The following is a 23854-nucleotide window of genomic DNA, read 5'->3' on the forward strand; positions in this document are numbered from 1 at the left end:
TCGATTGCCGCGCTCTCGGTCGTGGCGCTCTCGGTTCAGGCGCCTCAGCCCGGGCGCCGGGCGCCGGGCGCCCGCCCGTGCCCGCGCGGGCTCAACCGCCCACGAGGCCGCGGCCGCGCCAGTTCTTGAAGATCGCCTCGGCGCGGTCGTGGGCGTCGGCGACGGCCTGCTTCGGGGACGCCTGGCCGCGGGCGGCGCGGCCGAACATCGTCGGCAGCACGTTGGTGTTGAAGATCTCGCCGATCGCCGGGTTGGACGGGCCCGGGTAGCCGATGTTCGCGCTCCACGACGTCGCCGTCTTCAGCAGGCTCAGCTTGTTCGCCGGTTTCGCGCCCCACGGGTCGTTGTCGAGCCAGCCGTTGAGCTGCGGGACGAGCGACGGCCACCCCGGCAGGTCGTACAGCTCCGAGTAGTACGACACCGACGGGAAGTTCGCCGTGTAGTGCAGCAGGAACTCCTTCGCCGCGTCCGGGTTCGCCGCGTACTTCGGCACGATCCACTGCTGGATGACGTGCTGCGCCGCCATCGCCGCCTTCGGCCCGCGCAGCGCCGGCACGAAGAAGATGTCGTCGCCGATCGTCCGGTTGGTGCCCATCGCGGTGCGCCACGCCGAGATCGAGTTGAGGATGTAGGACGACTTCCCGGCGATGAGCGCCTGGTTGTTGGACGCCGGCGTCCACGAGAAGACCTCGCTGGTCTCGGCCTCCTTGAACAGCCGCGCCATGTACTCGACGGCCGCGACGGTGGCGTCGGAGTTCAGCACGACCTTCTCGTCCTGGTCCTGGACGGACCCGCCGAACGACCACAGCAGCGCCCGCGCGGCCATGTTGGAGTCGGTCTCCGGCGACAGCCCTATGCCGCACGGCACCCCGGTCTGCTTCTTGATCTCGGCGGCGCCGCGCAGCAGGTCGTCCCAGCTGGTCGGGCCGTTCGGCATGCCGGCCTTCTGCCACATCGACTTGCGGTAGTCGCCGGGGTCGGGCGCCCAGCCGGGGCAGTAGGCGTAGAACTTCTTGGTGTTGGGGTTGTAGCTCGACTTGCGGCACAGCTCCAGCTGCTGCCCCCAGCGCCGGTTGGCCTCCTGCACCACGTCGGTCATGTCGAGGACGGACGGCTCGTACTGCGAGAACGGCGCGATGTGCTGGATGAGGTCGTGGCCGCGCCCGGCCTGGATCTCCGAGGCGGCGCGGCGCGGGACGTCCACCGTGTTGATGTGGTCGACCCGGACCTCGACCCCGACCTTCTCCCCCCAGTCGGAGAGGAACTTGTCGAACCACTTGTCGTGCCGGGGCACGAAGTGGCTCCACATCAGGATGCTGAGCGAGCCGCTCAGCTTCTTCGCGGGGGCGGTGAACACCTCCTTCGGGGCGTTGCCGGTGTTCTTCGCCTGGGGGCCGCTGGACTCGCTGGCGCATGCCGCCAGGAGACCGTAACCACCCGCTGCGAGCGCCGTGGAGGATAGGAAGCCGCGTCTGCTCAGCCGCTCGGCCATGGGGGTCTCCCTCGCCGCTGAAGGTCTCCCCTCGAAGGTAGATCGGCTGGGCGGCCCCATCCAGAGACGATCCGGTAACTCTGCGTCACTCTGGCCCCACCGGCACCACCGGCCCCAGTGGTGCCGCCGCGTTACCGCCCTGTTACCGGTTTCGGGCGTCCCATTTCCGGAGCCCGCCTCCCGGCGGCCTACTTCCCGGTGGCCTCGGTGTAGGCGGCGATGACCTCTTCGGGGTCGCCGTCCATGTGCATCCGGCCCTCGTCGATCCAGATGACGCGGTCGCACATCTCCTTGACCGTGTCGAGCTGGTGGGCGACGAGGAACACCGCGCCGGCCTCCTTGCGCAGCTCGTCGATCCGGGCCTTGCTCTTGCGCCGGAACTTGGCGTCGCCGGTGGCGAGGGCCTCGTCGATCAGCAGCACGTCGTGGGTCTTCGCCGCGGCGATCGCGAACCGGAGCCGCGCCCCCATGCCGGACGAGTACGTCCGCATCGGGTACTGGATGAAGCCCTCCTTGAGCCCGGCGAAGTTCACGATCTCCTGGTACTTGGCCCTGGTCTCCGCCTGGGTCATGCCCATGGCCAGGCAGCCGAGGACGATGTTGCGCTCGCCCGTGAGGTCCTTCATCAGGGCGGCGTTCACACCCAGCAGGGACGGCTGCCCGTCGGTGTAGACGCCGCCGCGGTGCGGGGGCAGCAGCCCGGCGATGGCCTTCAGCAGCGTCGACTTGCCGGAGCCGTTGGTGCCGATGATGCCGATCGCCTCGCCCCGGTAGGCGACGAACGACAGGCCCCTGATCGCGTGGACCTCGGTCATCGTGGGGCGGTGCCGCCGGAGGACGATGCGCGAGAACGCGCTCGCGGCGTTGCCCTTGCCGCCCGCCCCGTACACCCGGTACACGATGTGCAGGTCGTCCACGACGACGATCGGCTCGCGGGACGGGTCGATCTGCACCGGGTTGGTGGCTGGGTCCATGCGCACCTTCGTGTCAGCCACGGCCGTATCGCTCCTCGGCACGGTAGAAGTACATGAATCCGCCGACCAGCATCACCGCCGCCCAGAGTACGGCGTACAGCCAGAGCTGGCCCGTCGCGTGTATGCCCAGCTTGTTCTCGACATGGTCGCGATACTCGCCGAGGAGCATGTGCCGGCTCAACTCGACGTACACGTATGCCGGATTGGCCTTCAGCAGCTCGGCGAGGAACGGGTATTCGGCGAGCTTCGAGCCGGGCTTCATCAGCGTCGGGAGGCTGAAGATGACGCCGGACATGTAGAGCCACGTCCGCATGACGAACGGCAGCAGCTGCGTGATGTCGCGGTTGAAGGCGCCCAGCCGCGCCATCACCATGCTGATGCCCACGTTGAACATGAGCTGCAGCGCCACCACGGGGATGAACAGCACCATGTCGAGGCTCAGCGGCTCACCGAACGCGAAGATGATCGCGAACAGCACGATCAGGGACAGCAGGAGCTGCTGGAACTCGACGATCGCGATCGCCAGCGGCAGCGTGGCGCGCGGGAAGTGCAGGGCCCGGATCAGCGAGAGGTTGTTGCCGACCGACTTCGCCCCCGAGGTGATGGACCGCTGCGTGAAGCCGAAGAGGAAGACTCCGGTCACGAGGAAGGGGATGAAGTCGGGCAGGCCGCGGCTGGTGTCCAGCAGCAGCCCGAAGATCAGGTAGTACACCGCCGCGTTGAGGAGCGGCGTCAACAGCTGCCATACCTGCCCGAGCCGCGAGTCGGTGTACATCGAGATGTTCTTGGCGGATGCGAACGCCCAGATGAAGTTCCGGCGAGCCCACACATCCTGGATGTACTTGCGCAGCGGGGGGCGCGCAGCGCTCTGCCTCAGCCCGTGTCGTGCGGCGTAGTCGGCCAGGGTCTCGTTCACGTGGAAAGGCTCCGCGATCGTGTCGACCGACTCGCCACCCGGGGAACCGAGCCGTTCCGGGTGACTCATGTCGCGAAGCCTATTGCAGTCGATGAGTCGAGAGTGACGTTCGCCCGCATGTGACCCCCGATTTGAGATCTTTACGGAATCATGTCGCCGTCCCTGGGGATACCCCGGACATGCGGGTCAACCACTCACGGAGCAGGATCCTGCCGTCACGGTCCGTCATACGGCGTCGTCACGAGCCGGTCCCCGCGCACCGCTCCGGGCCGCTGCTCAGGAGGCTCGGGCGGGCCGACCGGTGGGCGTTCGACCGGGTGGCGGCCGCGCGGCTGCGCGGCCTCGAGTACGTCCTGCCCCGCCTGTCGCGGATCGCCGACCACGGCGTGCTGTGGTTCACGACCGCGGGAGTGATGGGAATCACGGGCCGGCCCCGGCTGCGGCGCGCGGCGCTGCGCGGCTCGATCGCGGTCGCGGTGGCGAGCCCGGCCGTGAACCTGATCGGCAAGCAGGCGTTCCGCCGCAAGCGCCCCGTCGTGGACCTGGTGCCGCCGATCCGGATCCGCTGGAAGCTGCCGACCTCGCACGCGTTCCCGTCCGGCCACTCGGCGTCCGCCGCGGCGTTCGCGGCGGGCGTCGCGCTGGAGGCGCCGCGCCGGGTCGCGGTCCCGGTCGCGGCGGCGGCCGCGGCGGTGGCGTTCTCCCGCGTCTACACCGGCGCGCACTACCCGGGCGACGTCCTCGCCGGGCTCGGGGTCGGCGCGCTCGCGGCGTTCGGGACGCGCACGCTGTGGCCGGCCCGCCCGCCGGTGGCCGCGGCCGGGAGCGGCGGTGCGCGGGCGGAGGTCGCCGGCGACGGGCGCGGCCTGGTCGTCGTCGGCAACACCGGTGCGGGCGGCGGCGAGGCGGCCGCCGGGATCTCGCTGCCGGGGCGCCCGGAGGTGGCGCTCGCGCTGCTCGAACGGGAGCTGCCGGCCGCGGAGGTCGTCCGCCTGGAGCCGGACGACGACATCGACAAGGCGTTCGACGAGGCGGCCGGGCGGGCCGGGGCGCTGGCGGTCGTCGGCGGCGACGGCACCGTGAACGCGGCCGCGCGGGCGGCGCTGAAGCACGGCGTCCCGCTGCTGGTCGTCCCCGGCGGGACCCTGGACCACTTCGCCCGCGCGCTCGGCATCGAATCGGCGGCGGAGGCGATCACCGCGTACCGGGGCGGCCGGCTCGGCCGGGTGGACGTCGCCTACGTCGCACCGGTGGCCGGCGGCCCGGACCGCGACGAGGAGCACCCGTTCCTCAACACCGCCGGCTTCGGCGCCTACACCGAGCTGGTGGACCGGCGCGAGAGGCTGCGGAAGCGGATCGGCAAGTGGCCGGCGCTCGCGGTGGCCGCCGTCCGGACGCTGCGGCACGCCGAGCCGGTCGAGCTGCTGGTGGACGGCCACCGGATGCGGGTCTGGCTGGCGTTCGTCGGCAACTGCGTGTTCGGCTCGCGGGGCGCCGCCCCGACCTGGCGCGGCCGGCTGGACGACGGGCGGCTCGACGTCCGGATGGTGACCACGGGGCGGCGCGTCCCCCGGGTCCGCGCGGTCGCCGCGGTCCTCGCCGGGCACCTGCACGTCACCCCCGGCTACCGGGAGTGGCGCACGAGCGGACTGGAGGTCGTCGCCCCGGACGGCGAGCTGCGGCTGGCGCGCGACGGCGAGGTCGCGACGCTGCCCGCGGCGGTGCGGTTCGGCAAGCGCCCCGGCGCCCTCGCGGTGTTCCTCCCCGCGGACTAGCGGGCGGACGGCACGTCACGATCGGCGCCCGGGTTGGTCGGGCGCCGGTCTTGTTCCGGTAAAGGGGTGGGAGTCGGCCCCGGAGGGACGGCAGGGTCCGGTGCAGGATCCCGGTGGGGGATCTTCGGGGGGTGAGTCGTGGGACGGACCCGGCCGGGCCGGTGCCGGCGCAGCCGCCAGCGGCAGCTGCGGCGCTGCGTCCGGCAGTGGTGGCCGATCGTGGCGGGGGCGCTCGCGACGACCGGGCTGCTGCTCGGCGCCTACCTGGAGGTCCCGCGCGAGCGGGGGGCGTCGGCGGCGCAGGCCGTCCCCGGCCGTCCCGTGCCCGGCCGGCCGGACGCGGCGCCGCCGCGGCGGCCCATGAGCACCTACACGACGCGGTTCAAGCCGGGGGAGCCGCGCGTCCGCAACATCGAGCTGGCGGCGCGGATCCTGGACGGGCACATCGTGGAGCCGAGGACGACGTTCTCCTTCAACGACGTCGTCGGGCCGCGCGTCAGGAGCCGCGGGTACGTGCCGGCGCCCGCCATCATGGGGGCGCGGCTGGTGAAGGACGTGGGCGGCGGCATCTGCCAGGTGTCCACGACGCTGTTCAACGCCGTGTTCCGGGCCGGGCTCGACATCCGCGAGTCGCGCGCGCACACGATGTGGATGCCGGAGTACCCGGAGGGGCGGGAGGCCGCGGTGTCCTATCCGCAGCTCGATTTCACGTGGAAGAACGACACCGACGCCCCCGTGCGGATCCAGGTGACCTACACGGGGTCGTCGCTGACGGTGAACCTGTGGGGCGAGCGCAAGTACGACGTGCGGTCGCGGACGTCCGAGCGGTACGGGTTCAAGCCGTACCGGACGGGCGTCGGGCGGGGCCGCAAGTGCGTCCCCATGGCCGGCCGGGAGGGCTTCGAGATCGACGTCTGGCGGACGCTGTACTCCGGGGGCCGCAAGGTGCGCCGTGAGAGGTTCCACACCGAGTACCGCCCGCAGCCGAAGGTGACGTGCGTCTGACCCGGCGGCCCGCCACGCGGCGGCCGGGTCGCCGCGTGGCAGTGTGAGGGTATGGAGGGAACAGTCGAACTGGGGCCGGAGGACGGGCGGCTGCTGCTCAGGACGGGCCGCAGCGGGCTCGGCCGGCGGGCGGGGCACGACCTGACGATCGAGGCCACCCGGTGGACGGCGCGGGTCGAGGCCCGCGAGCCGCCGGACGCGTCGTCGGTCGAGGTCGCCGTCGGCGTGGACGGGCTGGAGGTCCGGGAGGGGACGGGCGGCGCGCTGCCGCTCACCGACCAGGACCGCGCGGACATCAGGAGGAACCTGCGCAAGATCCTTGATACCGGGCGGTATCCGGAGGTCGTGTTCGTCTCGACGGCGATCGGCGAGGACTTCGTCGAGGGCGACCTGACGATCATGGGGCGGACGAAGCCGGTGCGGATCCGCGCCTCGCGCGACGGCGACCGCGTGCGGGGCGCCGCCACGGTGACGCAGACCCGCTGGGGCGTCAAGCCGTACTCGGCGTTCTTCGGCGCGCTGCGGCTCGCCGACGACGTCGAGGTCGAGTTCGACCTCAGGCTCCCCGCCTAGCGCGGGCCGCGCGGGCGAACTGGTCGTCCAGGCTGCGCGGGAACGGCAGCATGCGGTGGCGCTCGCGCCAGGGCGCGAACTGGCGGACGGCGTTGAAACCGGCCGCGGTGATGATCCGGTCGACGTTCGGGCCTGGTCTGTGGGCGGGGTAGATGTCGAGATGCGCGATCCCTGCGGGAAGGTCGTGCGGTCTTTGGGGCGACACCAGGGTCATGGGGGGAGCGACCCTCTCGGCGGACGCCATGTCCTGCGCGTAGGCGATGAGTTCCAGGATCTCTGCCTCGGGGCCGCTGTGGACGATGAGCCAGCCGTCCACGTCGATCGGTTCCGATGGGGGATCGGTGAGGGTGAGCGGTGAGACTTCGTCCGATACCTCGCGCAGGTAGGCGTCGTGGGCCGGGGCCAGGGGTTCGAGGACGAAGGTGCGGTCGAAACGCGGAGGGTCGGCGGGGAGGAGCGGCCGGTAGGCGTCCCAGCGCAGCAGCCGGGCCAGATGCGTGACCCTCGTGCCGGGCGGGAAGCGGGTGAGCTCGCCCTTGAGCCCGGCGGGGAACGCGTCCACGACCACCTCGTCCGGTGCGAGGCCCGCGGCGCTCTCCACGACGTGCCAGCCGCCCGCGACACGCGGATCACGCGCGAACGGCGACCCCGTCACCACGGTCACGGGGCCGTCCGGCGACAGCGTGTGCAGGGCGGACCGGAGCCGCGTCAGATGGCCCAGCCCGTCCCCGGCCGCGTAGCAGACGATCATCGGGGCGGCGGCCGGTCACCGGGCCGCGCCGAGGACGGCCAGGTACCCGGCGGTCTCGGCGGCGGGCGTGAAGTCGCGGCGGACCCGCTCCGCGCCCGCCGCGCCCAGCTTCGCCAGCTCCTCGGCGCCCGCCCGCGCGGCCCGGTCGACCGCCGCCCGGCAGGCGTGCGCGTCCCCGGCCGGGAACGTGAACCCGATCTCGTCGTCCACCAGGTCGGCGAGCCCGCCGCCGTCCGACGCGAGCAGCGGCACGCCGAGCGCCGCCGCCTCCAGCGCGACGTTCGGCATCCCGTCGTAGAACGACGGCAGGGCGACCAGGTCGCAGCTCGCGTAGACGGCCGGGAGGTCGTAGCGGTCCATGAACGGCAGGAACGAGTGGGGGACGTCGCGCCCGGCCAGCCATTCCCGCACCGACTCCTCGACCTCGCCGACCAGCAGCAGGTGGAACCGGTCGGCGCGGCCCGACGCGGCGAGCGCGTCGAGGAGGAAGCCGACGCCCTTCTTGACCTTGAGCTGCCCGATGAGGCCGATCGTGCGGCGGCCCGGCGCGACGTTCCCCTCCCGCCACGCCTCGCCCTTGGCCCGCTCGGACGGCAGGATCCGCCACTGCGCGGTGTCGACGCTGTTCGCCACGAACGCGACGGGGACGTCCGGGGCGAGCGCCGCCACCAGCGGCGCGTGCGACCGGGCGACGACGCAGACGCGGGACGAGGCGCGCAGCGCGTCCGCCAGCACCCCGCGCCGCCGCATCGAGAACACGCCGACGTCGATGTCGTTGCCGCGCAGCAGCGTGACCAGCGGCGCGTCCAGCAGCGCCGACAGGACGGGCGCCGCGAGCATCGCGTACACGCCGCCGAACGCGACCACATGGCTGTAGCCCGCCAGGTTCTCGGCGTTGATCGTCGTCCACAGCCGGCGCAGCGCGTGCTCGGAGTCGTCCCCGAGCGGGGCGGTCAGCAGCCGCCCGCCGTGCTCGCGCCGCACGCCCCACGGGCGGGCGCGGCGGGTCAGGTGGGCGACGTCGAGCTCGACGCCCGCGCCGCGCAGCCCCCGCACGATCCGGTCGCACGACTGCGCCATGCCGCCGCGGCTCGGCGGGTAGTGCTCGGTGAGCCACAGGACGCGCGGCATCAGCTGTCCACGAACCCGGTGTCGTCGTCCGGCCCCCAGTCGCCCCCGTACGAGAAGTCGTCACCCGGGTTGAACGCCCCGCGGTCGTACTCGTCGAACGCCGAGTACCAGTACACGTCGTTGTAGGCCTCGGAGCTGCTCCGGTAGTAGCGGCGCCGGTACCCGCCCGCCCACGCCGGGTGGTGCGGGTCCTGCGTCCCGTACCCCTGCGCGGCCGCGCACTCTGGGCACAGCCCGCCCTGCGCGGCGTGCGCGGCGCAGACGGCGCGGCGGCACTGCGGGCAGGACGCCACCGCGGCCTGGCCGCAGCGTCCCAGCACGAAGAATCCGGTCGTCACACCGCAGCGGGTCACTTGGTCCTCCTCGCGGCCGCCGCGCCGGGCGGCGTCCATCGGAACGGCTCCGTCGACACCTGCAGGATCAGGTCGACCAGCCCCTGGTCCTCCCGCGGGCCGGGGAACTTCCCGCTCGCCCGGATCACCGTCCGCCTGCCCTGCTTGACCTGGACCCGGACCCAGCCGGGCGGCGGCGACGGGGGCCGCTGGACGACCGCGTCCTTCGGCAGCCGCCGGGTGACCCGCACCAGCTGCACCGTCTTCGACTTGCTCTTGAGCTTGATCTTCCCGCGCGGGTTCCGCTTGCGGTAGGTGCGCCTGCGCACCCGGTCGGTCACCACGACGTCCAGGACGCTGCCGTCGCGCAGCTGCGCCCGCATCCGCAGCCACGGATCGAACGCGTACCACTGCTTCAGCCCGGAGATCGGCGGGCGGGAGGGCAGCGACTGCTTCGGGCCGTTCTTCTCCGGGACCTGCGCGCCGCGCATGTCCGCCGCCACGGCCAGCACCCCGTCCGGCGCCATGTCGGCGGCGAGCACCCGCAGCATCGGCACGAGCACCCCCGGGACGCGCTGGTGCAGCCGCCACTTCTTCCGCCTCACCACCGCGCCGTGGCCCGCGATGCTCGCGATCACCGGCTCCCACTCGTCCCGCGGCAGCGAGACGGAGAAGCCCTTCTCCAGCGTCAGCGACCTGTGCAGCGGATGGAACCGCGCGATGGCGGCCTTCTGCTTACGCCAGAACATGACATCCCACCTATCGGTCCAGCGTGCGGTAGACCTCGGCCAGCCGGGCGCGCGACCGCGCCCAGGTCAGGCTCTCCTCGATGTGCTCGCGGCCCCTCCGCCCCATCGCGGCGGCCTCGTCCGGGTACTCCAGCAGGATGCGCACGGCCCGGGCCAGCTCGGCGGGGCGGTCGGCCGGGACCAGCCGCCCGTGCTCGCCGTCCGCCATCAGCTCGCGCACCGCCGGCAGGTCCGAGGCGACGACCGGGACGCCCGCGGCCATCGACTCGATCACCTTCAGCGGCGCGCAGCCCTGGTCCAGGTTGCGGGCGCAGCCGGTCAGCGGCGCCACCGACGCCTCGGCGTGCGCCAGCCACGCGGCGACCTCGTGGTGCGGCAGCGTGAACCGCCAGTCGACCCGCTCGGCGACCCCGAGCCGCTCGGCCAGCCGCCGCGCCGGTTTCGCCCGCCGCTCCGGGACGGACGCGCAGACCACCAGCCGCAGCCCGGGCAGGTCGGCGAGCCGGGCGAACGCCCGCATCAGCACGTCCAGCCCCTGCCACGGTTGCAGGGCGCCGACATAGATGACATACCGTTCAGGCGCGTCGGCCGGGCGTTCGGTTTCACGGGGAACGTCGGCGCCGTTCGGGACCAGGTGGATCCGGTCGCCGGGCACGCCCCGCTCCCGGACGGCCTCGCCGATCACCCGCGACGGCACCACGACCGCGTCGCTGCGCTCCAGGCAGAACCGCTCCAGCTCGCGGATCTTGCCGAGCGTGCTCGGCGCCGCCCACGGCCACGTGTGGCTCATCTCGATGGACGGCAGGCCGTTGACCTCGTACACGACCTTGTGGCGGCGCCCGTCCGCGACCGCCGGGAGCGCGCTCCACGGATCCCGGACGTGGCAGACCTCCAGGGTCTCCCAGTGCGGCGCCAGATGGTGCGCGACCCACTCGGAGAACGCCTCGGCCCGGTCGATCAGGTTGGGGATCCGCGCGTCGAACCGCGCGATCTCCCGCGTCCCCTCGCGCTGGTAGCGGGGCAGGCCGCCACCGCCGATCACGCCGAGGAGCCCGCCGCCGTACCGCGCGAACAGCTCGTCGGCCATCTGCGCGATGTGCACCGCCGAACCCTTGCTGGACGGGAACCGGTCGAACGCGACATAGGCCGCCCTATGCCTCACCCGACCCGCACCTCCTCCACCGTCCGCAGCGCCCGGTGCCAGGCGATCTGATCGTCGAGGCCCTCCGCCAGGCCGATCGCGGGCGTCCAGCCCAGGAGCCGCCGGGCGCGCCCGATGTCGGCCCACGTCCGGGACGCGTCCCCGGCCACCGGCGTCTCCCGCCGGATCTCCGCCCGGACGCCGAGGGCGCCGGTCAGCATGGCGACCGCGTCCCGCACGGCCACATGCTCCTGATGACCGACGTTGATGGCGATACCGGGCGGCAGCTCCTCGGCCGCCGCCGCGAGCGTCGCGATGACGACGTCCCTGACATGGGTGAAGCTGCGCGACCTGAGCCCGTCCCCGAACACGGGCAGCGGACGCCCGTCCAGTGCCGCCTCCACGAACCGGTGGAACGCCATGTCGGGCCGCTGCCGGGGCCCGTAGACGGAGAAGTACCTGAGCAGCACGGTGCGCAGCCCGGCCTCCGCCGCCAGCCGGGCGAGCCGCTCCACCTCGGCCTTGCTGACCGCGTAGGGGCTCTCGGGCCGCAGCGGGTCGTCCTCCCGGTTCGGCCTGCGCCCCGCCGACCCGTACACCGACGAACTCGACGCGACCACGACCTTCGGCCTGCGCCGCGCCTCCATGCACGCCGCGAGAAGGCGCCGCGTAGCGGTCACATTGTCCCGCTCGGCTACGGCCCGTCCGGGCCCCCACGAGTCCCGCACGCCCGGCCGCCCCGCCAGATGGACGACGACGTCCGCCGCGGCGACGGCGTCCAACTCGTCCACGGCAAGGTCAATATCAGCCGCGACGACCCCGGGCCGCACCTGGAGTTCCGCCCACGTCCGCCGCGCCACCTGGGGAGTGAGCGACCGCGAGGGCGCGTCAACGGCGAGAACCTCGTGCCCCGCGCCCGAAAGCGCGTCGACCACATGGCTCCCGATGAACCCCGCCGCACCAGTCACAACCACCCGCACGCGGGCACTTTATCCGCCCATGCCCGAACGCGGACAGGGCTCCCGTCCCTGCTCACCCGGGACACGACCGACCCGTCCGGCGGAGCCGTTCACGGACGCCGATGGACGGTGAGGGTGATCCGCCGGTGGACGCGGGTCTGGAACCGGGGCAGGGGGACGAAAGCCGCCCACGGCATCTCCGAGCAGTAGGGACCCATGGCCCGGAACTGGCGCGCGGCGACGGCTCGGGAACCGATCCGGGTGGCGCAGAAGGCCAGGTGCATGCGGTCGAACACCGCCCTGGCGTGCGGCGGGGTCCCGCGCTCGGCGGCGGGCTTCTCCCAGAGTTCCACGGCGCGCTCCACCGCCTGCGCGGCCCGTGCGCCCTTCCAGAAGCGGACCTCGGTCTCGCCCTGCACGCGGCCGTCCGCCAGGGCCATCGCGTACTCGATCACCGCGAACACCGGCAGGACGTGCAGCGGCGAGCCGGGCGGCGCACCGTCCGAGGCCCCGTCGGCGAAGGCGAACATCTCGTCGTGGGAGCCGGACCACTTGGCGCACAGGTACTGCAACGCGTGGTAGTGCCCGGCCACGTGCCCCGGATCGCGCTGGACGAGCCCGTCCCAGCGGGACCGGAAGTCCTGGCGGGAGACCTGCAGCCCGCGGGCCAGCAGGACCGCGACCGCCCACGGCGTGGGGTCCTCCGGCGCCTGCGCGATGGCGTCCGGCAGGGCGGCGTCGGCGGCCCGGAGCCCCTCGAAGAAGTCGGACCAGGCGCTGCTGCGGACGTACCTGGCGTAGGAGGTGCCGCGGACGGCCCAGGCCCGGACCACCAGCGCCCTCGCGTGGACCATCTGGGCGTCGGCGCTGCCCGGCTCTGCCGCCGCCCATTCCGCGATCGCCCGGTGGCAGTCCGCGTCTTGGGCGAGCCGGTCGACCCGGTGCGCCTTGCGGTCCCAGTCGCCGCCGGTCTCCCGCAGCAGCGCGGCGGCGGGCCGCCGGTCCCCGGTCCGCAGCGCCGCCACCGCGTCCAGTACCGCGCGGTCGCCGTACGCCGCGTCGAAACTCACCCTCATCGCCGTCTCCCTGCCTCGCTCCGGCCGATCACCGTAGGACATCGAGGAGACGGCACGCCACGAAAATGTCGAGCTTCGCCGCGGATCGACGGGTCAGCCGCCGGCCATGGCGCCTACGACCATGAACGGCTCGGCGCCGGTGGCGACCCGCTCGGACAGGACGGTCTCCGGCGGGTCGTGGGAGAGGTCCTCCTCGCAGGCGTAGAAGCGGACGAACGCGCGGCGGCGGCCGGTGGCGCGGTCGCGGATCGTGCCGCGCAGCACCGGGTACCGCCCCTCCAGCGCGTCCAGGACGGAGCACAGCGTCACCGGCCCGGGGACGTCGAGTTCCACCTCGCCCCGCACACCGGCGAGCACCCTCAGGTGCGCGGGCAGCACGACGCGGATCATGGCAGCGTCTGGACTTCCACCGACAGCACGGCCGGCAGGTCGCGCACGATGGGCGCCCAGGTGTCGCCGGCGTCGGCGGACGCGTACACCTGCCCGCCCGTCGTGCCGAAGTAGACGCCGCACGAGTCGAGCGAGTCGACGGCCATCGCGTCCCGCAGGACGTTCACGTAGCAGTGCTCCTGCGGCAGACCGGCGGTCAGCGGCTCCCACTCGTTCCCGCCGACGCGGCTGCGGTAGACGCGCAGCCGCCCCTCCGGCGGGTAGTGCTCGGAGTCGCTCTTGATCGGGACGACGTACACCGTGTCGGGCTCGTGCGCGTGCACGGCGATCGGGAACCCGAAGTCGCTCGGCAGGTCGCCGCTGATCTCGTGCCACGTCTCGCCCGCGTCGTCGCTGCGCATGACGTTCCAGTGCTTCTGCATGTACAGCACCTCGGGGCGTGCCGGATGCATCGCGATGCGGTGCACGCAGTGCCCGACCTCGGCGTCCTGGTCGGGGATGCCCTCCGAGCGCAGCCCGCGGTTGGCCGGCCGCCACGTCTTGCCGGCGTCGTCCGTCCGGAACACGCCCGCCGCCGAGATCGCCACGTACATGCGGGCCGCGTCGACCGGGTCCCGGACGATCGTGTGCAGGCACAGCCCGCCCGCCCCCGGTTGCCACGCCGGCCCCGAGCCGTGCTCGCGCAGCCCGGGAAGCTCCTGCCAGGTCGCGCCGCCGTCGGCCGACCGGAAGAGCGCGGCGTCCTCGATGCCCGCGTGGACGATGTCCGGGTCCGTCGGCGACGCCTCCAGATGCCAGACGCGCTTGAACTCCCACGGCTTCGGCGTGCCGTCGTACCACTGGTGCGTCCCGGGGACGCCCGCGTAGGCGAACTCGTTGCCCACCGGCCGCCACGTGGCGCCGCCGTCGTCGGACCGCTGGATCAGCTGCCCGAACCACCCCGTGGACTGCGACGCGTACAGCCGCGCCGGATCGGCGGGCGACCCGGCGACGTGGTAGATCTCCCACCCCCCGAAGTGCGGCCCGCTGACCTCCCAGTCCTTTCGTGTCCCGTCCGCGGTGAGGATGAACGCGCCCTTGCGCGTCCCGACCAGAACCCGCACTCCGCTCATGGCTGCTCCCTCCGAGCGCCGTCAGGCATGCTTCGACCGGAGATACCGACTCCCGCCACCGCCGAAACTCATCGTCCCGCGCCGCTGATCCGCGCCCGGCGCGGATCAGCGCCCCAGCCCGCCAGGGCCGTGGCGTAGCGGAGCTGGGTCGGCTCGTCGTCGCGTTCCATCATCGCCAGCTCGGCCGCCTCGACGGCCGCGGCCGCTTCGCGGACGCGCGGCGGCGCCAGGGACAGCAGCAGGTCGTGGACGGACGAGTCGTCGCGCATGCTGCCGATGAACTGGCGCATCACGCCGATGCCGCCGCTGTGCCCGACGGTTCCGGACTGGGGCGTGAGGTCCCCGGCGATCAGCCGCAGGAGGGTCGTCTTGCCCGCGCCGTTCGGACCCACGAGCGCGGCCGTGACGCCGTCGCCGACGCGGAAGGAGACGTCGTCCAGCAGCCTCCTGCCGTCCGGCAGTACATGGCTGATGTGTCCGACTTCGACGTGCCCCACGGCTCCCCCTCGGTGACCACCCGAGTCTCCGGAGGGGATGACGAGAGCGTCAAACGGTTTTCGCCAGCAGCGACTCGATGTGGGCGGCGACCTCGTCCAAGGCGATCTTGGACGTTTCGCCGGTGGCGCGGGTGTTGATCTCGGCCGCGCCTTCGGCCAGGCTGCGCCGGCCGATCGTGACGCGGAACGGGATGCCGGTCAGCTCCACGTCGCGGAACTTCACGCCCGCGCGCTCGCGGCGGTCGTCGATCACCGTCTCGACGCCCGCCGAGCGCAGCGCGGCGTAGACGCCCTCGGCCGCCTTCGCCACGTCCTCGTCGTCCGACTGGGCCGGGACGACCGCCGCCTGGAACGGGGCGACGGAGACGGGCCAGACGATGCCGCGCTCGTCGTGGTGGGTCTCGACGATCGCGGCCATCGCGCGCTCCACGCCGATCCCGTAGCTGCCCATGATCACCGGGACGAGCTTGCCGTCCGGATCCAGGACCTCGACACCGAGGGCGCGGGCGTAGCGGTCGCCGAGCTTGAAGATGTGGCCCACCTCGATGGCCCGCACGATCTCCAGCGGAGACCCGCAGCGGACGCAGGGCTCGCCGGCGGCGACCTCGCGCAGGTCGGCCCAGGTGCCCACATTGATGTCGCGTTCGACCGACACACCGCGCAGGTGGACGTCGTCGGTGTTCGCGCCGGTGAACATGTCGCGGCGGCCGCGCAGCGCCTCGTCCGCGATCACCGGGAGGGCCGCGCCCACGGCGCCGAGGCTGCCCGGGAGGGCCCCGAGCGCGTCCCGGATCTCGTCCGGCTCGGCGGCGCGGATGTCGGCCGCGCCCGTCGCGTCCACCAGCTTCTGCTCGTTGAGCGGGTGGTCGCCGCGCAGCAGCACAAGCGTGAGCGCGCCGTTCAGGAGGTAGACGAGCGTCTTGATCTGCCGGTCGGCGGGCGCGTCGTACGCCTCGAGGTCTTCGATGGTCCGGACGCCGGGCGTGTCGAAGCGCTCCGGCGCGTCCGGGCCGGGGCCGTCGGACGCGGGCGGCAGCGCCGAGGTCGCGCGCTCGATGTTCGCCGCGTAGCCGCAGGCCGGGCAGTGGGCGACGAGGTCTTCGCCGACGTCGGCGGGGCACATGAACTCCGTCGAGCCGGAGCCGCCCATGGTGCCGCTGGACGCCTCGCACGGCAGCGCCGGGATGCCCAGCCGGGCGAAGATCCGCGTGTAGGCGCCGTGGTAGGCGTCGAACGACGCGTCCAGGCCGGCGCGGTCGATGTCGAAGCTGTAGGCGTCCTTCATGGTGAACTCGCGGGTCCGCATGAGGCCGCCCTTGGGGCGCGGCTCGTCCCGGAACTTCGTCTGGAACTGGTACCACTGCTGCGGAAGCTGCTTGTAGGAGCTCAGCTCGCGGGCGACGGTCGCGAAGATCTCCTCGTGCGTCATGCCGAGGGCGTGGTCGGCGCCGCGCCGGTCGCGGAGGCGGAACATCTCCTGGCCCATGAGGTCCCAGCGACCCGACCGCTGCCACGGCTCCGCCGGGTGCAGCGCCGGGAGCAGCATCTCCTGCGCGCCGATCGCGTCCATCTCCTCGCGCACGATCTGGATGATCTTCGACCGGACGCGCACGGCCAGCGGCAGCAGCGAGTAGTGCCCGGCGGTGAGCTGCCGGACGAACCCGGCGCGCAGCAGCAGCCGGTGGCTCGGCGCGTCCGCCTCGGCGGGGTCCTCGCGGAGCGTGGGCACGAACATCTGGGACCAGCGCATCTGGCGAGCCTAGCCAATCGTTCCTGCCCGCCGCCGCCGGTCAGTACCCTTGTTTGCCGTGAGTCGAGAAGGTGTGACGCCGCAGAGCGAGGATTTCTCCGCCTGGTACAACGAGGTGGTCGTGCAGGCCCAGCTCGTCGACCGTGGCCCGGTTCGCGGCACGATGGTCATCCGACCGTACGGTTACCGGATGTGGGAGCTGCTCCAGGCCGACCTGGACCGGCGAATCAAGGACGCGGGGCACGACAACGCCTGCTTCCCGATGTTCATCCCGGAGTCCTACCTCAAGCGCGAGGCCGAGCACGTCGAGGGCTTCTCCCCGGAGCTGGCGGTCGTCACCCACGCGGGCGGCAAGGACCTGGAGGAGCCGCTCGTCGTGCGGCCGACGTCCGAGACCGTCATCGGCGAGTACATGGCCAAGTGGATCGACTCGCACCGCGACCTGCCGCTGCTGCTGAACCAGTGGGCGAACGTCGTCCGGTGGGAGATGCGGCCCCGGATGTTCCTGCGCACCACCGAGTTCCTCTGGCAGGAGGGCCACACCGCGCACATCGACGAGGACGACGCGATGCGCGAGACGATGTGGGCGCTGGACGCTTACGCCGCCGTCGCCCGCGACCTCGCCGCGATGCCCGCCGTCGCGGGAGAGAAGACGCCCGGGGAGCGGTTCGCCGGCGCCGTCCGCACGTACACGATCGAGGTCATGATGCGGGACGGCCGGGCGCTGCAGTCCGGCACGTCGCACTACCTCGGCACGAACTTCGCCAAGGCGTTCGACATCCAGTACCAGGACGTGTCGGGCAAGCTCACGCACGCCCACACCACGTCCTGGGGGATGAGCACCCGCATGCTCGGCGGCGTGATCATGACGCACGGGGACGACAAGGGCCTCGTCCTGCCTCCGCGCATCGCCCCCTACCAGGTCGTCATCGTGCCGATCGGGCGCAAGGAGCAGGGCGAGCAGGCCGCCGCCGAGGCCCGCAGGCTGGGCGCGGCGATCAAGGCGGCGGGCATCCGCGTGCACGTGGACGACAACCGCCCGCAGTTGTCGCCCGGCTTCAAGTTCAACGAGTGGGAGATGCGCGGCGTCCCGGTCCGCATCGAACTCGGCAAGCGCGACATCGAGGCCGGCGTCGCGACGGTCGTCCGGCGGCTGCCGACCGTCGAGGGGCAGGGCAAGGAGCAGATCCCGCTCGACAAGGTGCCCGGGACGCTGCCCGGGCTGCTCGCCGACTTCCAGGCGTTCCTGCTGGCCAGGGCGGAGAAGTTTCGCGACGACCACACCGCCGTGGTGGACGGCTGGGACGCGTTCGCCGCGCAGGTCGCGACCGGATGGGCCCGCGCGTTCCACTGCGGCGAGACCGGCTGCGAGGACGCGATCAAGGCCGACACCGCCGCGACCCCGCGCGTCATCCCGGCCGACGCGCCGGAGGAGAGCGGCGTCTGCGTGAAGTGCGGCCGCCCGTCCGCCTACGGCAAGCGCGTGATCTTCGGCCGCGCCTACTGAGCCGGCGGGGCGCCCGCGCGGTCAGCCGTCCTCGGTGTCGGCCGCGCGGGCGTTCGCCGTCATCCGGGTCAGGTACGGCTGCACGAACCACACCCAGCCGGAGAAGCCCAGGACCGCCACGGCCGTGAGGACCACCGCGACCGTCTCCTCCTCCAGCGACTCGACGATCAGCATCGTCGCCGAGGTGATGGAGATCGCCAGCGCGGCGGCGCCCACGATCCCGTACCGGTTGGCGCGCCGGATCAGCAGCGGCTTCTGCCCGAGCCGGAACAGGATCCGGTGGTGGAACGCCGGTGAGATGAAGCAGATGGACGCCACCGCCGCGCCGAACAGCGCCAGGTAGAACAGCACGGTCCCGGTGCCGTCGACCTTGTCGAACCCGGCGGAGAACGGGACCGTCAGCAGGAACGCGAACAGCACCTGCACGCCGGTCGTCGCGACCCGGAAGCCCTGCAGGAGCTCCATCAGCTGCCGGTCGAGCCGCTCGTGCTCGGTCTCGTTGCGCGGCTTGTCGGCGGGATCGACGGTCATGTACCCGATCTACCCCTCGCGGACGACCGTCATCCCGGCATTCGCCGCGTCCTACACCAGGGTGGGCGGTTCCACGCGCAGCGCGAGCATCGACACGTCGTCGCGCAGGTCGCCGTCGCAGAACTCCAGCAGCGCCTGCTCCACCCCGGCGAGCATCTGCTCCGGGGTGCCGCCGGCGTGCGCGGCGAGCGCCTCCAGCAGCCGCTCCTGCCCGAACTCCTGCCGCGTCATGTCGCACGCCTCCAGGACGCCGTCGGAGTGCAGGATCAGCGTGTCGCCGACGGTCAGGTCGATCACGTCGAGGCCCGCCTCGAAGTCCTCGAACAGGCCGAGCGGGACGCCGCCCCGGGACGCCGACCTGATCACTCCGTCGGCCCGCACCACGATCGCGGGCGGGTGGCCGGCGGTGCCCAGCGAGACGATGACCTTCTCGGTCTCCAGCGTCAGGCCCGCCATGACCGCCGTGACGAACCGGTCCTCGTCCATCAGCGCCTCGTTGACGATGCCGAGGACGTCGCCGGGGGACGCCTTCCACCGCGACGCCAGCCGGACGCAGTGCCGCGCCGTCGCCGTCACCGCCGCCGCGTCCTCGCCCTTGCCGCACACGTCGCCGAGGACGAGGCCCCAGCCGCTCTCCGTGCGGAACACGTCGTAGAAGTCGCCGCCCACGTCCGAGCCGTGCGTGGACGTCAGGTACTTCGCGGCCACGCTCACGCCCGGGATCGCCGGCAGCGACTTCGGCAGCAGCCCCGCCTGCAGCGTGTCGGCGACCTCCGCGCGCCGCCGGTACAGCCGGGCCGCCCGGATCACCAGCGCCAGGTACCGGCCGAGCCGCTGCACCACGCCGAGGTCCATCAGGTCGAACGGGCCGTACTCGCCGCTCGCCGCCAGCGTGATCGTTCCAATGGCGCGGTCGCCGTCCTCGATCGGCACGCTCAGCACCGAGGTCGCGCCGATCTTGCCGCAGACGGGGTTGCCGTCCGGGCAGACGCCGAGCACGTCGAGGTTCTCCACGTGCGGCCGCAGCGCGCTCTGCCGGGTGACGAACACAGTGTGCGGGAGCGTGCCCTGCGCCGGCTCGACCTCCTCCAGCATCCGCGCCGCCTCGACGGAGTGCTCGTCCTCCGGCCCCATCACCACCTGGCGCCGCAGCTCGGGCGCCGCCCCCGCCGCGTGGATGCCGCCCTGGAGGCCGCCGCCGGGGCCGCCGTTCGGGCCGGTCAGGTCGATGAACGCCCAGTCGGCCAGCTCGGCGGCGAGCAGCCGGGCGCAGCGCCGCACCGCCACCGTCTCGTTGAAGACCGGCTCGTCCAGCAGCAGCTCGCTCGCGGTGGCGAGGACGTCCATCCGGTGCACGATCGTGGCCACGGCCTCGTCGTCGACCGACGCGTTCTGCGCCGTGCGCGCCCGGTCCCGCGCGCCGCCCGTGCGGGCCTTGTCGTCGGCGGGCGTGCTCGTCGGGCCGGCCGCCACCACGACCATCGGGTCGGGCTCGCCGCGGATCCACACCCGGGCCAGCGTCACCACCGCGTCGACCGGGCGGTCCCGGCCGAGGAAGCGGACGTTCACGCGGCGGCGGCGCCCCGTGCGGACCACGGCGGCCAGCTGCGACCGCACCGCGGCGCGGGTCGCCATGTCGCAGAACGCCGTGAACTGCTTGCCCGACACGTACCCGGAGGACGTGCCGAGCAGCGTGGCGGCCTGCCGGTTGACGCGGCGGACGCTCGTCGTCCGGTCCAGCAGGAACAGCGGGACCGGCGCGTCCTGGAAGACGGTGCGCAGCACCCGGCGCTCGTTCTCCGCGGCGGCCGACCCGCCCTGCTCGCCGGTCTGCTCGCCGCCCATCGTGCGCAGCACGGTCAGTGCCAGCTCGAGCTCGACCAGCGCCGCCTCCAGGGTGGCGCGCAGGTCCGGCTCCGGGACGCCCGCGGCCTGGCGCAGTTCGCCGATGCGTCCTTCGAGGTCCGAGATCTCCCGCATCAGGGACTCGGGTTCGAGCTGGTCTGGCCGATCGTGCATCTGGTCTCCCTCTCGTCCGCGTCACACGGTGGAACCAGCTCGGCTCCCGCCCGCACCGGGCCGGGCCACGATCCCGCGGGGCCGCTGCGAGCAGCCTATTCGCATCACGTGCATGGGTCTGTAAGCGCGGCCTAAGGAAGGCCCTGCCGCCCGACGATACGCTGTGCGAGGGCGGTCAGCTTCACATGGCGCGTCTGCGAGATGCGGCGCATCTCGGCGAACGCCTCGTCGGCGCCGCAGCCCAGCGCGTGCATGAGAATGCCCTTCGCCTGGTCGACGACCGCGCGCGCCTCGACGGCCTCCTGCAGCTGGACGGCGGTGCGGTGCACGACGTCGTACTGCTGGCTGTTGGAGACGGCGGCGGTTCCCTGCGCGATCAGCAGCGACGCCAGCCCGTGGTGGCCGTGGCCGAGCGACTTCGGGGTCACCCCGTACAGGGTCAGCGTGACCAGGACGGGCGGGTTCAGGTGCGGGGTGATGATGAAGCAGCGCACCCCGCGGCGCAGCATGTCCGACATCGACTCGGGCCAGCGGGTCTCGGCGAGGATGTCGTCGGAGGTCAGGGCGCGGCGCCCCCGCACCACGTCGAAGACGGGCCCGTGCCCGCGGGACAGCTGCCGGTCGGTGACCTCGGCGAGGTCGGGATGGCTCGCCGCGGCCGCCAGCGGCTCGGGGCGGGTCTCCTCGACGGTGCCGACGTCCATGGCGGTCTCGGCGCCGGTGTCCGGGACGGGGACGGTGTCGGCCGGCGGCCACGCGGAGCCCGCGTCGGCCGCGGCCGCGCGGGGCAGCGCCCACCGCACGCTCGCGGCGCCGGCGCAGCCGGGGACGGCGCGCGCGGCGAGCTCGGTCACCCGGTGCAGCGTGCCCACGTCGGAGGACTCCCCGACCATCCCCAGGCGGGCGATCTCCAGGGCGAGCTGGTCGGTCAGAACCGTTTCGGCGGGCGTCACCCCTCCGAGATTATCCTGGCCGGGCGGGTGCGGCGTGCCGGGCGCTCCGCGTCCCTGGTGCTTCATGAGCGGTGCCTCATCGGGGAGTCCTCGCCGCGGGGCGGCCCTCGGCGGGCCGGGCGGCCCTAGTTGTTGGGCGGGGCCTTGCTGATCTCGCCGAGCGGCCCGCCGCCGCCGTCGGCCACCGCGAGGTCGCCGATGGACACGATGCCCACCGGGCGCTGGTCGGCGTCCACGACGGGCAGCCGGCGGACCGCCTGCTCGCACATCAGCCGGGCCACGGTGCCGGTGTCGTCGTCGGGGCGGACGGTGGTCAGCTCGGCGGTGCACACGTCCCCGAGCGACGTCAGCGACGTGTCGCGGCTCTCCGCGACGGCGCGGACGACGATGTCGCGGTCGGTCACCACCCCGCACAGCCGTCCGGCGTAGGTGACCAGCACGTCCCCGATCCCCTCGTCCCGCATCAAACGGGCCGCCTCGTACAGCGTCGCGTCCAGCGGCAATGACAGCGGGGCCTCCGTCATCACGTCGCGGACCCTAGGTGGCATCGCGCGCACATCCTCCCGAATCGCCGGCGGCTCGCGTAGCCCGTGTGCGCGCCCTACCCGCAGTCGGCGCGGCTATGCGGACAGTTCGGGTTCGGCCACCGTTTCCGTGTTTATCGTGATCAGAACGCGAAAACGGTGCCCGTCCGCGACCTCATCGCGCAGTCGTTGTCGTACTCGGCGCGGAATCGTACCGGCTCTCCCCGCCACCGGCCCTCCGCGCGCGCGACGACCGGCGCGCGGACGGCGGTGCACATCCGGCCGTCCGGGGGATGCGCGAACTCGCCGCCGGACCCGTTCAGCTCCGCGCACGCCCGCGCCGCCTCGGGATGCCCGCCGCCCGGCGGGTCGCAGCGCAGCGTCACCGTCCGGCCGGCGGGCGGCTGCCGGCCGGGGTGGGCGAGGGTGAGGCGCAGGGACGTCCCCGAACCCTGGGGGACGGCGGGCAGGAGGGCGATCACCGCGCCCGCGATGACGCCCGTGGCGAGATTCGGCACCGGGACTCCCGACGGCTGGAGGGTCGTCGCTCATCGTATCGGCGCGGGCACTCACCGTGCAGGAATACGAGCGTTCCCGCAACCACGGGGCAGTTGCGGGAACGCGGTGCGGCGCCGGGGACGGGTCCGGCTCGATCTGTGCTTACGCGGCGAGCGTGTGGGCGGCGCGGCGGTGGCCGGCGAGCGACTCGCGGAGCTGCTTGCGGCCGCGGTGCAGGCGGGACATCACCGTGCCGATGGGGGTGCCCATCATCTCGGCGATCTCCTTGTAGGCGTAGCCCTCGACGTCGGCGAGGTAGACGGCGTCCCGGAAGTCCTTCGGGAGGGCGCGCAGCGCGGCGATCACCTCGGAGTCGGGGATGCGGTCCAGCGCCTCGGACTCGGCGGACCGGAAGCCGGACGAGGACGCCTCGGTCTGCGCGAGCTGCCACTCCTCCAGCTCCTCCGAGCCGGCGCGCTGGGGTTCGCGCTGCTTCTTGCGGTAGGTGTTGATGAAGTTGTTGGTGAGGATCCGGTGCAGCCAGGCCTTGAGGTTCGTGCCCTCCTGGAACTGGTGGAAGTTCACGTAGGCCTTGGCGAGGGTCTCCTGGACGAGGTCCTCGGCGTCCGCGGTGTTGCGGGTCATCCGGACGGCGCTCAGGTAGAGGGGGTCGGCGAGGGGCAGGACGTCTCGCTCGTAGCGCTGGGTGCTCTCGATGGTCGTGGTGCTCCTGGAATCGCGGGTGTTCTTGCGGCTGGCGTCGCGGCCGTTGTCGCGGACAGGCGTGGTGACAGCGGTCATCGTCGCTCCCCGGTGGTAGTGGCGCCCCCGTGGACGGGGACCGGTTGCATGGCGCGTGGTCGGGGGCACGCGCGGACCGGGCGGACGAGCCGCCCCCCGTTGAGTGGTACGTGCCACCGTTCCCGGCGGGTTCGGATATGGGACCCGGCCTCGCATGGGCAGTGGGCCGAGGATCCTGCGCGGGGCCGGCTAGGCCAGAGCGACCCCGTTCTCCGGGACGTCGCGGGCTGCGCTGGTCGGGCGCTCGACCACCCGCCGGTGGTCTTCCTTTCTGTAAGACGCCTGGAAGGGTCCAAAAGGTTGCCTTGACCCGCGTGTTGCTCATCACACGCCTGTGCGGCGCCGCCGTTTCTGCGTGCGCGGCCCCCTCGCAGGCCCCCCTGCAGGCCCCCTTGCAG

General features: G+C 72.9%; 24 protein-coding genes. 4 read left to right on the top strand and 20 right to left on the bottom strand.

Annotation, left to right across the window (positions count from 1 at the left end):
* Positions 1-91: 91 nt before the first annotated feature.
* From ABTW95_RS08875 to ABTW95_RS08885, 3 genes are all read right to left on the bottom strand, one after another.
* Positions 92-1492 (bottom strand): ABC transporter substrate-binding protein, encoded by a 1401-nt coding sequence (locus tag ABTW95_RS08875; RefSeq protein WP_396447293.1) that lies wholly within the window; start codon positions 1490-1492, stop codon positions 92-94.
* Positions 1493-1680: 188 nt separating this feature from the next.
* Positions 1681-2466: an ABC transporter ATP-binding protein gene (locus tag ABTW95_RS08880; RefSeq protein WP_396447317.1), complete on the bottom strand. Its 786-nt coding sequence runs from the start codon at positions 2464-2466 to the stop codon at positions 1681-1683.
* Between the two features lie 13 nt (positions 2467-2479).
* Positions 2480-3451, bottom strand: coding sequence for an ABC transporter permease (locus tag ABTW95_RS08885; protein WP_396447292.1), 972 nt, complete (start codon positions 3449-3451; stop codon positions 2480-2482).
* Positions 3452-3561: 110 nt separating this feature from the next.
* On the opposite strand from ABTW95_RS08885, the gene ABTW95_RS08890 reads away from it, so the two are divergent.
* The 3 genes from ABTW95_RS08890 (at position 3562) to ABTW95_RS08900 (ending at position 6735) form a co-directional block, all read left to right on the top strand.
* Positions 3562-5157, top strand: a complete 1596-nt coding sequence (locus ABTW95_RS08890) for a bifunctional phosphatase PAP2/diacylglycerol kinase family protein (protein ID WP_500225787.1) — start codon at positions 3562-3564, stop codon at positions 5155-5157.
* A 138-nt stretch (positions 5158-5295) separates the two neighbouring features.
* Positions 5296-6162 (top strand): VanW family protein, encoded by an 867-nt coding sequence (locus tag ABTW95_RS08895; RefSeq protein ID WP_396447290.1) that lies wholly within the window; start codon positions 5296-5298, stop codon positions 6160-6162.
* 51 nt (positions 6163-6213) lie between these two features.
* Complete coding sequence (locus tag ABTW95_RS08900; RefSeq protein ID WP_396447289.1) at positions 6214-6735, top strand: YceI family protein; 522 nt, start codon at positions 6214-6216, stop codon at positions 6733-6735.
* Here ABTW95_RS08900 and ABTW95_RS08905 read toward each other — a convergent pair.
* The 11 genes from ABTW95_RS08905 to ABTW95_RS08955 all read right to left on the bottom strand — a co-directional run bounded on the left by ABTW95_RS08905 (position 6719) and on the right by ABTW95_RS08955 (position 16623).
* Positions 6719-7486: a hypothetical protein gene (locus ABTW95_RS08905; protein WP_500225791.1), complete on the bottom strand. Its 768-nt coding sequence runs from the start codon at positions 7484-7486 to the stop codon at positions 6719-6721. The two genes, ABTW95_RS08900 and ABTW95_RS08905, sit on opposite strands and share 17 nt — an antisense overlap.
* A gap of 15 nt (positions 7487-7501) precedes the next feature.
* A complete protein-coding gene (locus ABTW95_RS08910) occupies positions 7502-8617 on the bottom strand; it encodes a glycosyltransferase family 4 protein (protein WP_500225793.1) in 1116 nt (371 codons plus the stop codon).
* Complete coding sequence (locus ABTW95_RS08915; protein WP_396447286.1) at positions 8617-8970, bottom strand: hypothetical protein; 354 nt, start codon at positions 8968-8970, stop codon at positions 8617-8619. Before ABTW95_RS08915 ends, ABTW95_RS08910 begins: the two co-directional genes overlap by 1 nt.
* Entirely contained in the window at positions 8967-9698 is a 732-nt protein-coding gene (locus ABTW95_RS08920; RefSeq protein WP_396447284.1) for a hypothetical protein, read from the bottom strand. The genes ABTW95_RS08915 and ABTW95_RS08920 overlap by 4 nt, the downstream gene beginning before the upstream one ends.
* Positions 9699-9708: 10 nt before the next feature.
* On the bottom strand, positions 9709-10860 hold the full coding sequence (locus ABTW95_RS08925) for a glycosyltransferase family 4 protein (RefSeq protein ID WP_396447283.1): 1152 nt from the start codon (positions 10858-10860) through the stop codon (positions 9709-9711).
* Complete coding sequence (locus ABTW95_RS08930) at positions 10857-11819, bottom strand: NAD-dependent epimerase/dehydratase family protein (RefSeq protein WP_500225796.1); 963 nt, start codon at positions 11817-11819, stop codon at positions 10857-10859. The genes ABTW95_RS08925 and ABTW95_RS08930 overlap by 4 nt, the downstream gene beginning before the upstream one ends.
* An 89-nt stretch (positions 11820-11908) precedes the next feature.
* Positions 11909-12874, bottom strand: a complete 966-nt coding sequence (locus ABTW95_RS08935; protein WP_500225798.1) for a hypothetical protein — start codon at positions 12872-12874, stop codon at positions 11909-11911.
* 93 nt (positions 12875-12967) lie between these two features.
* On the bottom strand, positions 12968-13264 hold the full coding sequence (locus ABTW95_RS08940; RefSeq protein ID WP_500225799.1) for a MoaD/ThiS family protein: 297 nt from the start codon (positions 13262-13264) through the stop codon (positions 12968-12970).
* Positions 13261-14376: a WD40/YVTN/BNR-like repeat-containing protein gene (locus tag ABTW95_RS08945; protein WP_500225801.1), complete on the bottom strand. Its 1116-nt coding sequence runs from the start codon at positions 14374-14376 to the stop codon at positions 13261-13263. Before ABTW95_RS08945 ends, ABTW95_RS08940 begins: the two co-directional genes overlap by 4 nt.
* Positions 14377-14444: 68 nt before the next feature.
* Positions 14445-14873 carry an ATP-binding cassette domain-containing protein gene (locus tag ABTW95_RS08950; protein ID WP_500225802.1) on the bottom strand — a complete coding sequence of 143 codons (429 nt, stop codon included), beginning with the start codon at positions 14871-14873 and terminating at the stop codon, positions 14445-14447.
* Between the two features lie 49 nt (positions 14874-14922).
* Entirely contained in the window at positions 14923-16623 is a 1701-nt protein-coding gene (locus ABTW95_RS08955; protein WP_500225803.1) for a proline--tRNA ligase, read from the bottom strand.
* Between the two features lie 58 nt (positions 16624-16681).
* Between ABTW95_RS08955 and proS the strand changes: the two genes are divergently transcribed.
* Entirely contained in the window at positions 16682-18130 is a 1449-nt protein-coding gene (gene proS, locus ABTW95_RS08960; protein WP_500225805.1) for a proline--tRNA ligase, read from the top strand.
* A gap of 21 nt (positions 18131-18151) precedes the next feature.
* Here the strand turns inward: proS and ABTW95_RS08965 are convergent, their stop codons facing one another.
* The 6 genes from ABTW95_RS08965 to ABTW95_RS08990 all read right to left on the bottom strand — a co-directional run bounded on the left by ABTW95_RS08965 (position 18152) and on the right by ABTW95_RS08990 (position 23456).
* Positions 18152-18661, bottom strand: a complete 510-nt coding sequence (locus ABTW95_RS08965; RefSeq protein WP_396447269.1) for a DUF6328 family protein — start codon at positions 18659-18661, stop codon at positions 18152-18154.
* 51 nt (positions 18662-18712) lie between these two features.
* A complete protein-coding gene (locus tag ABTW95_RS08970) occupies positions 18713-20680 on the bottom strand; it encodes a SpoIIE family protein phosphatase (protein WP_396447268.1) in 1968 nt (655 codons plus the stop codon).
* A 131-nt stretch (positions 20681-20811) separates the two neighbouring features.
* The gene (locus ABTW95_RS08975; protein ID WP_396447267.1) at positions 20812-21633 is read right to left on the bottom strand and encodes an ANTAR domain-containing protein; all 822 of its coding nucleotides are present in this window, start codon (positions 21631-21633) and stop codon (positions 20812-20814) included.
* Between the two features lie 125 nt (positions 21634-21758).
* The gene (locus tag ABTW95_RS08980) at positions 21759-22157 is read right to left on the bottom strand and encodes a CBS domain-containing protein (protein WP_396447316.1); all 399 of its coding nucleotides are present in this window, start codon (positions 22155-22157) and stop codon (positions 21759-21761) included.
* A 143-nt stretch (positions 22158-22300) separates the two neighbouring features.
* Positions 22301-22675 carry an SSI family serine proteinase inhibitor gene (locus tag ABTW95_RS08985; protein ID WP_396447266.1) on the bottom strand — a complete coding sequence of 125 codons (375 nt, stop codon included), beginning with the start codon at positions 22673-22675 and terminating at the stop codon, positions 22301-22303.
* 142 nt (positions 22676-22817) lie between these two features.
* Positions 22818-23456 (bottom strand): sigma-70 family RNA polymerase sigma factor, encoded by a 639-nt coding sequence (locus tag ABTW95_RS08990; RefSeq protein WP_396447265.1) that lies wholly within the window; start codon positions 23454-23456, stop codon positions 22818-22820.
* Between the last annotated feature and the right edge of the window lie 398 nt (positions 23457-23854).

It is taken from the genome of Spirillospora sp. NPDC127506 (assembly GCF_040302145.1).
In the GTDB taxonomy this organism is placed as follows: Bacteria; Actinomycetota; Actinomycetes; order Streptosporangiales; family Streptosporangiaceae; genus Spirillospora.

Excerpts from the sequence above, each read along its gene's own strand:
- ABTW95_RS08875 (WP_396447293.1), bottom strand. The coding sequence starts at position 1,492 with ATGGCCGAGCGGCTGAGCAGACGCGGCTTCCTATCCTCCACGGCGCTC.
- ABTW95_RS08880 (WP_396447317.1), bottom strand. The coding sequence starts at position 2,466 with ATGGACCCAGCCACCAACCCGGTGCAGATCGACCCGTCCCGCGAGCCG.
- ABTW95_RS08885 (WP_396447292.1), bottom strand. The coding sequence starts at position 3,451 with ATGAGTCACCCGGAACGGCTCGGTTCCCCGGGTGGCGAGTCGGTCGAC.
- ABTW95_RS08890 (WP_500225787.1), top strand. The coding sequence starts at position 3,562 with ATGCGGGTCAACCACTCACGGAGCAGGATCCTGCCGTCACGGTCCGTC.
- ABTW95_RS08900 (WP_396447289.1), top strand. The coding sequence starts at position 6,214 with ATGGAGGGAACAGTCGAACTGGGGCCGGAGGACGGGCGGCTGCTGCTC.
- ABTW95_RS08905 (WP_500225791.1), bottom strand. The coding sequence starts at position 7,486 with ATGATCGTCTGCTACGCGGCCGGGGACGGGCTGGGCCATCTGACGCGG.
- ABTW95_RS08910 (WP_500225793.1), bottom strand. The coding sequence starts at position 8,617 with ATGCCGCGCGTCCTGTGGCTCACCGAGCACTACCCGCCGAGCCGCGGC.
- ABTW95_RS08920 (WP_396447284.1), bottom strand. The coding sequence starts at position 9,698 with ATGTTCTGGCGTAAGCAGAAGGCCGCCATCGCGCGGTTCCATCCGCTG.
- ABTW95_RS08935 (WP_500225798.1), bottom strand. The coding sequence starts at position 12,874 with ATGAGGGTGAGTTTCGACGCGGCGTACGGCGACCGCGCGGTACTGGAC.
- ABTW95_RS08940 (WP_500225799.1), bottom strand. The coding sequence starts at position 13,264 with ATGATCCGCGTCGTGCTGCCCGCGCACCTGAGGGTGCTCGCCGGTGTG.
- ABTW95_RS08945 (WP_500225801.1), bottom strand. The coding sequence starts at position 14,376 with ATGAGCGGAGTGCGGGTTCTGGTCGGGACGCGCAAGGGCGCGTTCATC.
- ABTW95_RS08955 (WP_500225803.1), bottom strand. The coding sequence starts at position 16,623 with ATGCGCTGGTCCCAGATGTTCGTGCCCACGCTCCGCGAGGACCCCGCC.
- ABTW95_RS08965 (WP_396447269.1), bottom strand. The coding sequence starts at position 18,661 with ATGACCGTCGATCCCGCCGACAAGCCGCGCAACGAGACCGAGCACGAG.
- ABTW95_RS08970 (WP_396447268.1), bottom strand. The coding sequence starts at position 20,680 with ATGCACGATCGGCCAGACCAGCTCGAACCCGAGTCCCTGATGCGGGAG.
- ABTW95_RS08980 (WP_396447316.1), bottom strand. The coding sequence starts at position 22,157 with ATGACGGAGGCCCCGCTGTCATTGCCGCTGGACGCGACGCTGTACGAG.
- ABTW95_RS08990 (WP_396447265.1), bottom strand. The coding sequence starts at position 23,456 with ATGACCGCTGTCACCACGCCTGTCCGCGACAACGGCCGCGACGCCAGC.